A 12,433-nucleotide genomic window follows, 5' to 3' on the forward strand; every position below is an offset into this window, starting at 1 on the left:
AAAAATAACTATGAAGATTATTATTCTTGGTGCTGGTCAGGTCGGTGGAACACTGGCAGAAAATTTATCGGGAGAAAACAACGATATTACTGTTGTTGATACCAATACGGCCCGCTTACGTCAGCTTCAGGATAAATTCGATCTCCGCGTTGTCACTGGCTATGCATCTCATCCACGGGTATTGCGTGAAGCAGGCGCAGAAGATGCAGACATGCTAGTTGCCGTCACCAATTCTGACGAAACAAACATGATAGCCTGCCAAATTGCTTACTCACTATTTAATACCCCTAATCGTATCGCTCGCATTCGCTCAGCTGACTATATACGCGAGGCGGATCAACTGTTCACGCCCGAGGCCGTTCCCATCGATCATCTGATTTCTCCAGAACAGTTGGTGATCGATAATATCTATAAACTAATCGAATATCCTGGTGCGCTGCAGGTAGTGACTTTTGCAGAAGGAAAAGTAAGTATTGCTGCCGTTAATGCTTATTATGGCGGGCCGTTAGTGGGCAATGCCATTTCCTCTATGCGCGAACATATGCCACATATTGAAACACGAGTTGCAGCTATTTTCCGACAGGATCGTCCTATCCGCCCTCAGGGATCGACTATCATTGAAGCAGGTGATGAAGTATTTTTTGTTGCCGCATCACAACATATTCGCGCAGTAATGAGCGAGTTACAGCGGCTGGAAAAACCCTACAAACGAATCATGATCGTAGGTGGTGGTAACGTGGGTCTTGGTTTGGCTATGAAGCTGGAACGAGACTACAGTGTAAAACTGATAGAGAAAGATACACAACGGGCGGCAGAGCTCGCAGAACGGCTACAAAATACCATCGTCTTTCATGGTGATGCTTCCGATCAGGAACTTCTGACCCAAGAGCATGTTGAACAAATTGACGTTTTCATCGCTATCACTAACGATGATGAAGCGAATATTATGTCTGCCATGCTCGCTAAACGGATGGGTGCCAAAAAGGTAATGGTTTTGATCCAGCGCAGAGCTTATATCGATCTGGTACAAGGAAGTGTTATTGATGTCGCTATATCTCCACAACAAGCGACTATTTCAGCTTTACTGGGACATGTTCGTAAAGCGGATATTATCAGCGTCTCATCATTACGCCGAGGTGTGGCTGAAGCCATCGAGGCCATCGCTCATGGTGATGAAGGAACATCAAAAGTAGTTGGACGCATGATTGAAGATATCAAACTCCCACCAGGAACAACCATCGGTGCAATTGTAAGAGGTGATGATGTCATCATCGCTAACCACAATACACACATTGAGCAAGGTGACCATGTCATTATGTTCTTGACCGACAAAAAGTATGTTCCAGAAGTAGAACGCTTATTCCAACCCAGCCCTTTCTTCTTGTAATCACGATCAGGCCGTTGTCGACTACCTCAACGGCCATACATCTATCTTGCTGGCAAATCGACCACCCCTTGTTAGAATTGACATAGATATTGTCGGGAGAGCCCAAATGAATTTTATTAAAGAATTCCGTGAATTTGCCATGCGTGGCAATGTTATTGACTTGGCGGTAGGGGTCATTGTTGGCTCAGCGTTTGGTAAAATTATCTCATCACTAGTCTCTGACATTATTATGCCCCCTTTGGGATTGCTTATTGCTGGCATCGACGTTAAGCACTTTCACTTTATATTGCGTCAAGCACAGAACAATACCCCTGAGGTTGTCATAAACTACGGTACTTTTATTCAGAATGTCTTTGATTTTATTATTGTTGCCTTTGCTATTTTTGCTTTGGTCAAACTGATAAATAGCATGCATCATAAACAGGAAGAGAAACCAAAAATGCCCGCTGAACCCAATGCAGAAGAGAAATTACTCATAGAAATTCGCGATTTACTTAAGCAACAGGCCAAGCAATAGTCTTAATCGTAACGACATTAGCGTGTTTGAAATTCTAATGCCCATATCAAGAGAATTATTCAGAAGACAATAAAGGAAATAAAAAATGGAGTATCATAGGCCGAGCAAAACACCTACGTACTGATTTACACAATCAGAAGGCCAGTGGTAAACAGAAGGCCAGTGGTAAAAATTTTCTGATTTTTACCACTGGCCTCCCAGTTATTGCCATTAAATTTTTTATGTTTTCCTTTCCGTTGATAACTTCCTTTCCCCTTCATATTTTTCTCAACCCTTTGGCGGAATAAAGGATCGTGAAGCAGTGCTTCAATTGCATTATTATTGATTTGCCCTTTTGTATGCCGATAATTAGACATGATTACTCCTGACACATTATTAGTAAATACAGATTACGAACGCTGCTGTTCGTAAACTAAACACTCACAGTATATTTAATCTACTCTAAGACTTTTGAGAAGAGCTAAGCAACTTATCACTTATTGCTGATTGATACCGGGTTCTTAAAAAGTCAGTACTCATTCCTGCCTGTTGTAAACGTAACTCCAAAAGCCGAATCTGTTTGTTGAGTTTGTCATGTTCAGGATGCTCAGGATTAATTTCCTGCAACAGTTGAATGAGTGTTAAGGCCTCTTTACGGTCCAACAGTTCCTGTGGAAGGTACCCGGCATTTTTAAGTAAATGAAATGCTGATCGTAACTCTTCAGGAACGGCACTATTATCATCAAGCTGGAGCGGTCTTCCACAACCAGATAAATTATCAAACTCTCCTTTCAATTGGGCTTCGACAATGTGCCTCTCAGCCCATTCATCAATAAGAAACATGGCCTTCTCCTACGAGACATTATCAAAAGACAGTAATAGAAGGATAACGCAGAAATTTAGCAAAGATAAGAAAAGACATGACATTTAGACGTAAAAAAACCGGGTTTCCCCGGCTTTTTTACGCTAGCACAGATTTTACTCTGCAGTAGCGACTTCTTCTGTTTGAGAAGCGGCGCGATCAACGAGCTCGATGTATGCCATCGGCGCATTGTCGCCTGCACGGAAGCCACACTTAAGAATACGAGTGTAACCACCAGCACGGCTCGCAAAACGCGGGCCCAATTCATTAAACAGTTTAGCCACGATCTCGTTATCACGAGTACGTGCAAATGCCAGACGACGATTAGCAACGCTGTCGGTCTTGGCAAGAGTAATCAGCGGTTCAACAACACGACGCAGCTCTTTTGCTTTCGGCAAGGTCGTCTTGATAATCTCATGACGAACCAAAGAACCAGCCATGTTACGGAACATAGCCTGACGATGGCTGCTGTTACGGTTCAGTTGACGACCACTCTTACGATGGCGCATGACCTTATCCTTCTCAGTAAAACCTTAACCTGTGATCTGGTTACTCATCGGCAATGCTTGCAGGCGGCCAATTCTCCAGGCGCATGCCTAGTGATAAGCCACGGGAAGCCAGCACGTCTTTAATCTCAGTAAGAGATTTCTTACCCAGGTTCGGCGTTTTCAGCAACTCAACCTCGGTACGTTGCACCAGATCACCGATGTAGTGGATAGCTTCTGCCTTGAGGCAGTTAGCAGAGCGGACAGTCAATTCCAGATCGTCAACAGGGCGCAGCAGGATCGGATCGAATTCTGGCTTTTCTTCTTTCACTTCTGGTTGACGTACATCACGTAAGTCAACAAAAGCTTCCAATTGTTCAGCCAGAATGGTTGCCGCACGGCGGATCGATTCTTCAGGATCGATCGTACCGTTGGTTTCCATTTCGATGACCAGCTTATCCAAGTCGGTACGTTGTTCTACTCGAGCTGCTTCAACATTGTAAGCGATACGCTCAACAGGGCTGTAGCAAGCATCGACTAACAAACGACCAATTGGGCGCTCATCTTCTTCCGTATGAATACGGGCAGATGCCGGCACGTAACCACGACCACGCTGAACTTTAATACGCATATTAATATTCGCGTTTTCATCGGTCAGATGGCAAATTACATGCTGTGGCTTGACGATTTCGACATCACCATCATGTGTAATGTCGGCGGCAGTCACAGGGCCAATGCCAGATTTATTCAAGGTAAGAATAACTTCATCTTTTCCTTGAACTTTCACCGCCAGCCCTTTCAGGTTGAGCAGGATTTCCAGGATATCTTCCTGTACGCCTTCTTTGGTGCTGTACTCATGTAGTACACCATCAATCTCAACCTCGGTCACCGCGCAACCTGGCATGGATGAAAGCAGAATACGGCGCAGTGCGTTGCCAAGAGTATGGCCAAAGCCCCGCTCTAACGGCTCAAGGGTCACCTTGGCGTGCGTCGAACTGACTTGCTCGATATCTACCAGGCGCGGTTTTAGAAACTCTGTCACAGAACCCTGCATTGTGTCCTCTCTTTGGTACTAAGCCTTACTTAGAGTAAAGCTCGACGATCAGGTGTTCATTAATGTCAGCAGACAGATCAGTACGTTCAGGATTACGCTTGAACATACCTTCCATCTTGGCAGCATCAACTTCCAGCCAAGTTGGCTTTTCACGCTGCTCAGCCAGCTCCAGAGCAGCCTTAACGCGAGACTGCTTTTTAGCTTTCTCACGGATGCTAACTACATCATTCGGAGATACCTGATAAGAAGCAATGTTAACAACACGACCATTTACCATGATAGCTTTGTGGCTAACCAACTGGCGTGCTTCCGCACGAGTAGCACCAAAACCCATACGATAAACGACGTTATCCAGACGGCCTTCAAGCAATTGCAGCAGGTTTGCACCTGTGTTGCCTTTCAGACGAGCTGCTTCTTTGTAATAGTTACGGAACTGGCGTTCAAGCACACCGTAGATACGACGGACTTTTTGCTTTTCACGCAACTGCACACCATAGTCAGACAGACGCGGCTTACGTGCGCCATGCTGGCCAGGAGCTTGTTCAATTTTACACTTGGAATCGATCGCACGAACACCAGACTTTAGAAACAGGTCGGTGCCTTCACGACGGCTCAGCTTGAGCTTAGGACCCAAATATCTTGCCATTTTCTTTCTCCAACAATCCTAAAAGCAGCGTTATACGCGACGCTTTTTCGGCGGACGACAACCGTTATGAGGGATCGGAGTCACATCAGTAATATTAGTGATGCGAAAACCAGCCGCGTTCAACGCGCGGATAGTAGACTCACGGCCCGGACCAGGTCCTTTAACCATAACTTCCAGATTCTTGATACCGTACTCTTTCACTGCTTCAGCACAGCGCTCTGCTGCTACCTGAGCGGCGAACGGAGTGGATTTTCGAGAACCACGGAAACCGGAACCACCGGCAGTTGCCCAACCCAATGCATTACCCTGACGATCAGTAATGGTAACGATGGTGTTGTTGAAAGAAGCATGGATATGAGCCACACCGTCAGAGACTTGCTTTCTTACACGCTTACGTGCACGAATAGGTGCCTTTGCCATTATTCAATCACCCCGATTATTTCTTGATCGGTTTGCGCGGACCCTTACGGGTACGGGCGTTAGTCTTGGTACGCTGACCGCGCACCGGTAGACCACGACGATGACGCAAACCACGATAAGTACCAAGATCCATAAGACGCTTGATGCTCAGGGTAACTTCACGACGCAGATCACCTTCGACAACAAACTTGGCGACTTCGTCACGTAGCTTATCGATTTGCTCTTCAGACAGCTCACTGATCTTAACATCTTCGGCAATACCCGTTGCTGCACAAATAGACTTAGAACGGATTCTACCGACACCGTAAATAGCGGTTAACGCAATAACGGTATGTTTATGATCAGGAATGTTAATGCCTGCTATACGGGCCACTATGCACTCCTACAATTTTATACAGCAATACCACTCTGAAAAGCCCGTTTCAGGATACTCAAATGATATTGCAGTTACATACAAAAGATCGGCTGGCTAATCTAGCCAGCTCAACCCAACTTTGCAAGAAAAATATGTGAGATAATCAGCCTTGACGCTGCTTATGCTTCGGCTCGGCACTGCAGATGACACGAACGACACCGTTACGCTTAACGATCTTACAGTTACGACATAATTTCTTGACGGAAGCACGAACTTTCATTTTTACTCTCCGTAACTTCTCAAGCTTACCCTGATTAGCGGTTATAGCCTTTCAGGTTTGCTTTCTTCAATGCAGACTCATACTGACTTGACATCAACAGAGTTTGCACTTGAGCCATAAAGTCCATGATGACAACAACAACAATAAGTAATGAAGTACCGCCAAAATAGAAAGGTACCTTCATTGCGTCACGCATGAACTCCGGGATGAGGCAGATAAAAGTAATATACATCGCACCGATTAATGTCAGACGAGTCATTACCTTATCGATATACTTCGCCGTTTGCTCTCCCGGACGAATTCCTGGCACGAATGCACCGGACTTCTTCAGGTTATCTGCTGTTTCACGTGGGTTGAAAACCAACGCCGTGTAAAAGAAACAGAAGAAGATGATTGCAGACGCATAGAGTAGCACATAAAGCGGTTGTCCAGGCTGCAAATACATAGAAATCGTTGTCAACCAGTTCCAACCGGTACCGCCCCCAAACCAAGATGCAATCGTTGCTGGGAACAGAATAATACTAGAAGCAAAAATAGCTGGTATTACGCCTGCCATATTCACTTTCAGCGGTAAATGCGTACTCTGTGCTGCGTAAACGCGACGCCCTTGTTGACGTTTAGCATAATTAACGACAATACGACGTTGACCACGCTCAATAAATACAACAAAGAAGGTCACTGCAAACACTAAAACTGCAACCAACAGCAACAGGAGGAAGTGCAGATCGCCTTGCCGCGCTTGCTCGATAGTATGGCCAATAGCTGGCGGTAAACCCGCGACAATACCAGCAAAGATTATTATAGAAATACCGTTTCCGATACCTCGTTCAGTAATCTGTTCACCTAGCCACATAAGGAACATAGTTCCTGTAACCAGACTCACAACAGCGGTAAAGTAGAATGCAAGACCTGGATTAATCACCAAACCTTGCATCCCTGGCATATTCGGCAAACCGGTAGCTATACCGATTGACTGGAATATACCCAATACTAGCGTACCATAACGGGTATACTGACTTATCTTACGACGTCCAGCTTCCCCTTCTTTCTTTATCTCCGCCAGAGCTGGGTGCACAACTGTCAGCAACTGGATAATAATGGATGCCGAAATATACGGCATGATCCCCAGAGCAAAGATAGAAGCACGACTGAGAGCACCACCAGAGAACATATTAAACATTTCAATGATGGTGCCTCTCTGTTGCTCGAGCAATTTGGCAAGCACAGTGGCATCAATACCAGGAATGGGAATAAAAGAGCCAATGCGGAAAACAATCAACGCACCGATAACAAACAATAGTCTGCGCTTCAGTTCGCCAACTCCGCCTTTAGCACTTTGAAAATCTAATCCTGGTTGCTTAGCCATCTGCTACTTATTCCTCAATTTTACCGCCAGCAGTTTCGATAGCAGTACGAGCACCTTTAGTGACACGCAGACCACGGATCGTTACCGGGCGAGCAACTTCGCCTGACAGAATTACTTTCGCAAATTCAATCTGGACGCCAATGACGTTAGCGGCTTTTAGCGTATTCAGGTCAACAACATCGCCTTCTACACGAGCCAGATCAGACAAACGAATTTCTGCCGTAATCATTGCTTTGCGAGAAGTGAAGCCAAATTTCGGCAAACGACGATATAAAGGCATCTGACCACCTTCAAAACCACGACGTACACCACCGCCAGAACGAGATTTCTGACCTTTGTGACCACGACCGCCGGTTTTGCCCGTTCCAGAGCCAATACCACGACCTAAACGCTTTGGTGCATGTTTAGCACCTTCGGCCGGAGACAGAGTATTTAAACGCATCTGTTACTCCTCCACTTTAACCATGTAGGAAACCGCGTTGACCATACCACGAACAGCGGGAGTATCTTCACGCTCAACGGTGTGGCCAATACGACGTAGACCCAGGCCAAGCAGTGTCGCCTTATGTTTCGGCAGACGACCGATTGCACTACGGGTTTGAGTAATTTTAATAGTCTTTGCCATGGTTAATTACCCCAGAATTTCTTCAACGGATTTACCACGCTTGGCAGCGACCATTTCCGGGGACTTCATATCTTCCAAGGCAGCAATAGTTGCACGAACCACGTTAATCGGGTTAGTAGAACCATAGGCCTTGGCCAATACGTTGTGAACCCCTGCAACTTCTAGTACGGCGCGCATTGCGCCACCGGCAATAATACCGGTACCTTCGGAAGCTGGCTGCATGAACACGCGAGACCCTGTATGAGCACCTTTAACTGGGTGCTGCAGAGTGCCGTTGTTCAGCGCGACATTCATCATATTGCGACGAGCTTTTTCCATCGCTTTCTGGATCGCTGCCGGAACTTCGCGTGCTTTACCGTAACCAAAACCAACGCGGCCGTTACCATCACCCACTACAGTTAGTGCGGTGAAGCTAAAAATACGACCACCCTTAACGGTTTTAGATACGCGATTTACCGCGATCAGCTTTTCCTGCAGTTCGCCAGCTTGTTTCTCGATGTGAGACATCTTACACCTCTACCTTAGAACTGAAGGCCAGCTTCACGGGCAGCATCTGCCAGTGCCTGGACTCGACCATGATATTGGAAACCGGAACGGTCAAAAGCAACATCTTTGATGCCTTTTTCCAGAGCACGCTGAGCAATAGTTTTACCTACAGTTGCAGCGGCATCTTTGTTACCAGTGGACTTCAGTTGTTCAGAGATAGCCTTTTCTACAGTCGAAGCGGCTACCAGGACTTCAGAACCGTTCGGTGCGATAACCTGCGCATAAATATGGCGAGGGGTACGATGTACCACCAGACGAGTCGCACCCAGTTCCTGGAATTTGCGACGTGCGCGGGTCGCACGACGGATACGGGCTGATTTCTTATCCATAGTGTTACCTTACTTCTTCTTAGCCTCTTTGGTACGCACGACTTCGTCGGCGTAACGAACACCCTTGCCTTTATAAGGCTCAGGACGACGGTAAGCACGCAGGTCTGCCGCCACTTGACCGACCAGCTGTTTATCTGCGCCTTTCAGCACAATTTCAGTCTGAGACGGACATTCGGCACTCACACCTGCTGGTAGGGCATGGTCAACTGGATGAGAAAACCCAAGAGCCAGATTTACCACATTGCCTTTAACAGCAGCACGGTAACCAACACCTACCAATTGCAGCTTCTTGGTGAAGCCTTCGGTAACACCAACAACCATTCCGTTTAACAGTGCACGAGTGGTCCCAGCCTGGGCCCAACCGTCAACGAAGCCTTCGCGCGGAGCGAAAGTCAGTACGTTATCAGCCTGTTTAACATCTACGGCATCATGGATCTTACGAGTCAGCTCGCCGTTTTTACCCTTGATCGAAATAACCTGACCGTTGAGTTTTACCTCTACGCCGACAGGAATGACGACGGGTGCTTTTGCAACACGAGACATTCTTTCCTCCCGATTAAGCTACGTAGCAGATAATCTCGCCACCAAGACCTGCCTGGCGAGCTGCACGATCAGTCATAACACCTTTAGAGGTAGAAACGACTGCAATACCCAAGCCAGCCATAACTTTTGGCAGCTCATCTTTACGTTTGTAGATGCGCAGACCTGGGCGGCTAATACGCTGAATGCTTTCTACCACAGCTTTGCCCTGGAAATACTTAAGTACCAATTCCAGAACAGGCTTGGTGTCGCCTTCAATTTTGAAATTTTCGATAAAGCCTTCTTCCTTCAGCACGTTGGCAATTGCCACTTTCAGCTTGGAGGAAGGCATGGTGACCGCAACTTTGTTCGCGGCCTGACCGTTACGGATACGGGTCAGCATATCCGCGATCGGATCTTGCATGCTCATCTGTCTTTACTCCCGTGATTCAATTGGTGACAATTACCAGCTAGCCTTTCTCAGACCCGGGATTTCACCGCGCATGGCGGCTTCACGGACCTTAATACGGCTCAACCCGAACTTCCGCAGGAAAGCGTGCGGACGACCAGTCTGGCGGCAGCGGTTACGCTGACGGGACGGGCTGGAATCACGCGGCAGAGTCTGCAGCTTCAGAACAGCATCCCAACGATCTTCGTCAGAAGCATTCACGTCAGAGATAATAGCTTTCAGTTCAACGCGCTTTGCGAAGAATTTGTCAGCCAACTTCACGCGTTTGACTTCGCGTGCTTTCATGGATTGCTTAGCCATTAGTAACCCTACCTTACTTGCGGAACGGGAAGTTAAAGGCAGCCAGCAGAGCACGGCCTTCATCATCGGATTTCGCAGTGGTGGTAATGGTTATATCCAAACCACGAACGCGATCGACTTTGTCATAATCGATTTCCGGGAAGATGATCTGCTCACGCACGCCCATGCTGTAGTTACCACGACCATCGAATGACTTGGCAGACAAGCCACGGAAGTCACGAATACGTGGAACAGCAATAGAAATCAGGCGCTCAAGGAACTCCCACATGCGTTCACCACGCAGAGTTACTTTACAGCCGATCGGATAGCCCTGGCGGATTTTGAAGCCTGCAACAGATTTGCGTGCTTTGGTGATAAACGGTTTTTGACCGGAGATTGCTGTCAGGTCGGCTGCTGCATTATCCAGCAGTTTTTTGTCAGCAATCGCTTCACCCACACCCATGTTCAGGGTGATCTTCTCGACCCGAGGGACTTGCATGACAGAATTGTAGCTAAACTGAGTCATCAGTTTTTTAACTACTTCGTCTTTGTAGTAATCATGCAGTTTCGCCATCGTACTACTCCAAATTACTTGATAGTTTCGCTATTAGATTTAAAGAAGCGGACTTTTTTGCCCTCTTCGAATCTAAAGCCTACACGGTCAGCCTTGCCAGTAGCCGCATTGAAGATTGCAACGTTAGAAACCTGAATTGCAGCTTCTTTTTCAACGATGCCACCTGGTTGATTCAGAGCCGGAACCGGCTTCTGATGTTTCTTAACCAGATTGATACCTTCAATAATGACCTTACTAGAAGACAGAACATTTTTTACCTTACCGCGCTTACCTTTATCTTTACCGGTTAGCACAATAACTTCGTCATCACGACGGATCTTCGCTGCCATGATTCGCTCCTTAAAGTACTTCTGGTGCCAGAGAGATAATTTTCATGAACTTCTCATTACGGAGTTCACGAGTTACCGGCCCAAAAATACGCGTACCGATAGGCTGTTCACTGTTATTATTTAAAATAACGCAAGCATTTCCATCGAAGCGAATGACAGAACCGTCCGGGCGACGAACACCCTTCTTGGTGCGCACCACAACCGCCTTCAGCACATCGCCTTTTTTCACCTTACCGCGGGGAATTGCTTCCTTGATGGTAATTTTGATGATATCGCCGACGCCTGCGTAGCGACGGTGCGAGCCACCTAGAACCTTGATACACATTACGCGACGTGCACCGGAGTTGTCGGCCACATTCAGCATAGTCTGTTCTTGGATCATGTTAGTGCTCCGCTAATGTCAACTACTACTTTATAGGACCCAGAATAGGTCGTTAAAAAAGCCCCCATAATTGAAGGCGCAGCATTATAACACTGCTTCTTTACTATGGGTAGAAAAAATAAACGGCCCAGATACTTGAGCCGTTTATCCTATTTGAGAGCGCTCACTGTATTACAGAATCGCTTTCTCTACAACGCGAACCAACGTCCAAGATTTTGTTTTGGACAGTGGGCGGCATTCGCGGATTTCAACCACGTCACCAATACCACATTCGTTGTTCTCGTCATGTACGTGCAGCTTAGTCGTACGTCTAATGAATTTACCGTAAAGCGGGTGTTTCACGAAACGTTCGATCGCAACAACCATGGATTTCTCCATTTTGTCGCTAACAACACGACCTTGCAGAGTACGGATTTTATCGGTCATTACGCACCCGCCTTCTCAGTCAGTAAAGTCTTAACACGTGCAACATTACGACGCACTTGTTTCAACAGGTGAGTTTGTTGTAGTTGACCACTTGCTGTCTGCATGCGCAGATTAAATTGTTCGCGCAGCAGTTCAAGCAACTCAGTGTTCAGCTCTTCAACGCTCTTTTCACGCAGCTCTTGTGCTTTCATTACATCACCGTCTTAGTTACAAAGGTGGTTTTGATCGGCAGTTTCGCTGCTGCCAGTTGGAATGCCTCACGGGCTAACTCTTCCGGCACACCGTCCATCTCGTACAGGACTTTACCTGGCTGAATCAAGGCAACCCAATATTCTACGTTACCTTTACCTTTACCCATACGCACTTCCAGCGGCTTTTCGGTGATCGGTTTGTCCGGGAATACACGGATCCAGATCTTACCTTGACGCTTTACAGCACGAGTCATAGCACGACGTGCAGCTTCGATTTGACGAGCAGTCAGGCGACCGCGGCCAACAGCTTTCAGACCGAAAGTGCCGAAGCTAACATCCGTACCAGCAGCCAGACCGCGGTTGCGGCCTTTGTGCATCTTACGGAATTTTGTACGCTTTGGTTGTAACATCAG

24 protein-coding genes are annotated in these 12,433 nt (G+C 46.9%); 2 read left to right on the forward strand and 22 right to left on the reverse strand.

Translation table 11 applies throughout. From position 1 onward, the window contains the following. The first annotated feature begins 10 nt into the window (after positions 1-10). Positions 11-1,387 (forward strand): Trk system potassium transporter TrkA, encoded by a 1,377-nt coding sequence (trkA, locus tag PCO85_20690; protein WJV53534.1) that lies wholly within the window; start codon positions 11-13, stop codon positions 1,385-1,387. Positions 1,388-1,493: 106 nt separating this feature from the next. Continuing rightward, positions 1,494-1,904, forward strand: coding sequence for a large-conductance mechanosensitive channel protein MscL (gene mscL / locus PCO85_20695; protein ID WJV53535.1), 411 nt, complete (start codon positions 1,494-1,496; stop codon positions 1,902-1,904). A gap of 125 nt (positions 1,905-2,029) precedes the next feature. On the opposite strand, the gene PCO85_20700 is transcribed toward mscL, so the two are convergent. The 22 genes from PCO85_20700 to rplP all read right to left on the reverse strand — a co-directional run bounded on the left by PCO85_20700 (position 2,030) and on the right by rplP (position 12,430). Then, positions 2,030-2,260 (reverse strand): ribosome alternative rescue factor ArfA, encoded by a 231-nt coding sequence (locus PCO85_20700; protein ID WJV53536.1) that lies wholly within the window; start codon positions 2,258-2,260, stop codon positions 2,030-2,032. Positions 2,261-2,345: 85 nt separating this feature from the next. After that, positions 2,346-2,726, reverse strand: a complete 381-nt coding sequence (locus PCO85_20705) for a DUF1992 domain-containing protein (protein ID WJV53537.1) — start codon at positions 2,724-2,726, stop codon at positions 2,346-2,348. A gap of 135 nt (positions 2,727-2,861) precedes the next feature. Next, positions 2,862-3,254: a 50S ribosomal protein L17 gene (gene rplQ, locus PCO85_20710; GenBank protein ID WJV53538.1), complete on the reverse strand. Its 393-nt coding sequence runs from the start codon at positions 3,252-3,254 to the stop codon at positions 2,862-2,864. 40 nt (positions 3,255-3,294) lie between these two features. Beyond that, positions 3,295-4,284, reverse strand: coding sequence for a DNA-directed RNA polymerase subunit alpha (gene rpoA, locus PCO85_20715; GenBank protein WJV53539.1), 990 nt, complete (start codon positions 4,282-4,284; stop codon positions 3,295-3,297). A 25-nt stretch (positions 4,285-4,309) separates the two neighbouring features. Continuing rightward, positions 4,310-4,930, reverse strand: a complete 621-nt coding sequence (gene rpsD, locus PCO85_20720; protein ID WJV53540.1) for a 30S ribosomal protein S4 — start codon at positions 4,928-4,930, stop codon at positions 4,310-4,312. Positions 4,931-4,960: 30 nt separating this feature from the next. Continuing rightward, positions 4,961-5,350 carry a 30S ribosomal protein S11 gene (rpsK, locus tag PCO85_20725; protein WJV53541.1) on the reverse strand — a complete coding sequence of 130 codons (390 nt, stop codon included), beginning with the start codon at positions 5,348-5,350 and terminating at the stop codon, positions 4,961-4,963. A 16-nt stretch (positions 5,351-5,366) separates the two neighbouring features. Continuing rightward, the gene (rpsM, locus tag PCO85_20730) at positions 5,367-5,723 is read right to left on the reverse strand and encodes a 30S ribosomal protein S13 (protein WJV53542.1); all 357 of its coding nucleotides are present in this window, start codon (positions 5,721-5,723) and stop codon (positions 5,367-5,369) included. Between the two features lie 145 nt (positions 5,724-5,868). Next, positions 5,869-5,985: a 50S ribosomal protein L36 gene (gene rpmJ, locus PCO85_20735; GenBank protein ID WJV53543.1), complete on the reverse strand. Its 117-nt coding sequence runs from the start codon at positions 5,983-5,985 to the stop codon at positions 5,869-5,871. A gap of 34 nt (positions 5,986-6,019) precedes the next feature. Beyond that, positions 6,020-7,351 carry a preprotein translocase subunit SecY gene (secY, locus tag PCO85_20740; protein WJV53544.1) on the reverse strand — a complete coding sequence of 444 codons (1,332 nt, stop codon included), beginning with the start codon at positions 7,349-7,351 and terminating at the stop codon, positions 6,020-6,022. Positions 7,352-7,358: 7 nt separating this feature from the next. Beyond that, positions 7,359-7,793 (reverse strand): 50S ribosomal protein L15, encoded by a 435-nt coding sequence (rplO, locus tag PCO85_20745; protein ID WJV53545.1) that lies wholly within the window; start codon positions 7,791-7,793, stop codon positions 7,359-7,361. A gap of 3 nt (positions 7,794-7,796) precedes the next feature. Next, complete coding sequence (rpmD, locus tag PCO85_20750) at positions 7,797-7,976, reverse strand: 50S ribosomal protein L30 (protein ID WJV53546.1); 180 nt, start codon at positions 7,974-7,976, stop codon at positions 7,797-7,799. Between the two features lie 6 nt (positions 7,977-7,982). Then, positions 7,983-8,483, reverse strand: coding sequence for a 30S ribosomal protein S5 (rpsE, locus tag PCO85_20755; GenBank protein ID WJV53547.1), 501 nt, complete (start codon positions 8,481-8,483; stop codon positions 7,983-7,985). 14 nt (positions 8,484-8,497) lie between these two features. Next, positions 8,498-8,851, reverse strand: a complete 354-nt coding sequence (gene rplR, locus PCO85_20760) for a 50S ribosomal protein L18 (GenBank protein WJV53548.1) — start codon at positions 8,849-8,851, stop codon at positions 8,498-8,500. 9 nt (positions 8,852-8,860) lie between these two features. Continuing rightward, positions 8,861-9,394, reverse strand: coding sequence for a 50S ribosomal protein L6 (gene rplF / locus PCO85_20765; protein ID WJV53549.1), 534 nt, complete (start codon positions 9,392-9,394; stop codon positions 8,861-8,863). Positions 9,395-9,407: 13 nt separating this feature from the next. Next, positions 9,408-9,800, reverse strand: coding sequence for a 30S ribosomal protein S8 (gene rpsH / locus PCO85_20770; protein ID WJV53550.1), 393 nt, complete (start codon positions 9,798-9,800; stop codon positions 9,408-9,410). Between the two features lie 33 nt (positions 9,801-9,833). Next, positions 9,834-10,139 carry a 30S ribosomal protein S14 gene (gene rpsN, locus PCO85_20775; GenBank protein ID WJV53551.1) on the reverse strand — a complete coding sequence of 102 codons (306 nt, stop codon included), beginning with the start codon at positions 10,137-10,139 and terminating at the stop codon, positions 9,834-9,836. Positions 10,140-10,152: 13 nt separating this feature from the next. Further along, complete coding sequence (rplE, locus tag PCO85_20780; GenBank protein ID WJV53552.1) at positions 10,153-10,692, reverse strand: 50S ribosomal protein L5; 540 nt, start codon at positions 10,690-10,692, stop codon at positions 10,153-10,155. Between the two features lie 14 nt (positions 10,693-10,706). After that, entirely contained in the window at positions 10,707-11,021 is a 315-nt protein-coding gene (gene rplX / locus PCO85_20785; GenBank protein WJV53553.1) for a 50S ribosomal protein L24, read from the reverse strand. Between the two features lie 10 nt (positions 11,022-11,031). Continuing rightward, positions 11,032-11,403 carry a 50S ribosomal protein L14 gene (gene rplN / locus PCO85_20790; GenBank protein ID WJV53554.1) on the reverse strand — a complete coding sequence of 124 codons (372 nt, stop codon included), beginning with the start codon at positions 11,401-11,403 and terminating at the stop codon, positions 11,032-11,034. Positions 11,404-11,574: 171 nt separating this feature from the next. Continuing rightward, positions 11,575-11,829: a 30S ribosomal protein S17 gene (gene rpsQ / locus PCO85_20795; GenBank protein WJV53555.1), complete on the reverse strand. Its 255-nt coding sequence runs from the start codon at positions 11,827-11,829 to the stop codon at positions 11,575-11,577. Further along, on the reverse strand, positions 11,829-12,020 hold the full coding sequence (gene rpmC / locus PCO85_20800) for a 50S ribosomal protein L29 (GenBank protein ID WJV53556.1): 192 nt from the start codon (positions 12,018-12,020) through the stop codon (positions 11,829-11,831). Before rpmC ends, rpsQ begins: the two co-directional genes overlap by 1 nt. Next, entirely contained in the window at positions 12,020-12,430 is a 411-nt protein-coding gene (gene rplP, locus PCO85_20805) for a 50S ribosomal protein L16 (GenBank protein WJV53557.1), read from the reverse strand. The genes rpmC and rplP overlap by 1 nt, the downstream gene beginning before the upstream one ends. Between the last annotated feature and the right edge of the window lie 3 nt (positions 12,431-12,433).

Source organism: Prodigiosinella aquatilis (assembly GCA_030388725.1).
In the GTDB taxonomy this organism is placed as follows: Bacteria; Pseudomonadota; Gammaproteobacteria; order Enterobacterales; family Enterobacteriaceae; genus Prodigiosinella; species Prodigiosinella aquatilis.

What these genes read in the sequence shown, in the direction of transcription:
- trkA (WJV53534.1), top strand. Translation starts at nt 11, where the DNA reads ATGAAGATTATTATTCTTGGTGCTGGTCAGGTCGGTGGAACACTGGCA.
- mscL (WJV53535.1), top strand. Translation starts at nt 1,494, where the DNA reads ATGAATTTTATTAAAGAATTCCGTGAATTTGCCATGCGTGGCAATGTT.
- PCO85_20700 (WJV53536.1), bottom strand. Translation starts at nt 2,260, where the DNA reads ATGTCTAATTATCGGCATACAAAAGGGCAAATCAATAATAATGCAATT.
- PCO85_20705 (WJV53537.1), bottom strand. Translation starts at nt 2,726, where the DNA reads ATGTTTCTTATTGATGAATGGGCTGAGAGGCACATTGTCGAAGCCCAA.
- rplQ (WJV53538.1), bottom strand. Translation starts at nt 3,254, where the DNA reads ATGCGCCATCGTAAGAGTGGTCGTCAACTGAACCGTAACAGCAGCCAT.
- rpoA (WJV53539.1), bottom strand. Translation starts at nt 4,284, where the DNA reads ATGCAGGGTTCTGTGACAGAGTTTCTAAAACCGCGCCTGGTAGATATC.
- rpsD (WJV53540.1), bottom strand. Translation starts at nt 4,930, where the DNA reads ATGGCAAGATATTTGGGTCCTAAGCTCAAGCTGAGCCGTCGTGAAGGC.
- rpsK (WJV53541.1), bottom strand. Translation starts at nt 5,350, where the DNA reads ATGGCAAAGGCACCTATTCGTGCACGTAAGCGTGTAAGAAAGCAAGTC.
- rpmJ (WJV53543.1), bottom strand. Translation starts at nt 5,985, where the DNA reads ATGAAAGTTCGTGCTTCCGTCAAGAAATTATGTCGTAACTGTAAGATC.
- secY (WJV53544.1), bottom strand. Translation starts at nt 7,351, where the DNA reads ATGGCTAAGCAACCAGGATTAGATTTTCAAAGTGCTAAAGGCGGAGTT.
- rplO (WJV53545.1), bottom strand. Translation starts at nt 7,793, where the DNA reads ATGCGTTTAAATACTCTGTCTCCGGCCGAAGGTGCTAAACATGCACCA.
- rpmD (WJV53546.1), bottom strand. Translation starts at nt 7,976, where the DNA reads ATGGCAAAGACTATTAAAATTACTCAAACCCGTAGTGCAATCGGTCGT.
- rpsE (WJV53547.1), bottom strand. Translation starts at nt 8,483, where the DNA reads ATGTCTCACATCGAGAAACAAGCTGGCGAACTGCAGGAAAAGCTGATC.
- rplR (WJV53548.1), bottom strand. Translation starts at nt 8,851, where the DNA reads ATGGATAAGAAATCAGCCCGTATCCGTCGTGCGACCCGCGCACGTCGC.
- rplF (WJV53549.1), bottom strand. Translation starts at nt 9,394, where the DNA reads ATGTCTCGTGTTGCAAAAGCACCCGTCGTCATTCCTGTCGGCGTAGAG.
- rpsH (WJV53550.1), bottom strand. Translation starts at nt 9,800, where the DNA reads ATGAGCATGCAAGATCCGATCGCGGATATGCTGACCCGTATCCGTAAC.
- rpsN (WJV53551.1), bottom strand. Translation starts at nt 10,139, where the DNA reads ATGGCTAAGCAATCCATGAAAGCACGCGAAGTCAAACGCGTGAAGTTG.
- rplE (WJV53552.1), bottom strand. Translation starts at nt 10,692, where the DNA reads ATGGCGAAACTGCATGATTACTACAAAGACGAAGTAGTTAAAAAACTG.
- rplX (WJV53553.1), bottom strand. Translation starts at nt 11,021, where the DNA reads ATGGCAGCGAAGATCCGTCGTGATGACGAAGTTATTGTGCTAACCGGT.
- rplN (WJV53554.1), bottom strand. Translation starts at nt 11,403, where the DNA reads ATGATCCAAGAACAGACTATGCTGAATGTGGCCGACAACTCCGGTGCA.
- rpsQ (WJV53555.1), bottom strand. Translation starts at nt 11,829, where the DNA reads ATGACCGATAAAATCCGTACTCTGCAAGGTCGTGTTGTTAGCGACAAA.
- rpmC (WJV53556.1), bottom strand. Translation starts at nt 12,020, where the DNA reads ATGAAAGCACAAGAGCTGCGTGAAAAGAGCGTTGAAGAGCTGAACACT.
- rplP (WJV53557.1), bottom strand. Translation starts at nt 12,430, where the DNA reads ATGTTACAACCAAAGCGTACAAAATTCCGTAAGATGCACAAAGGCCGC.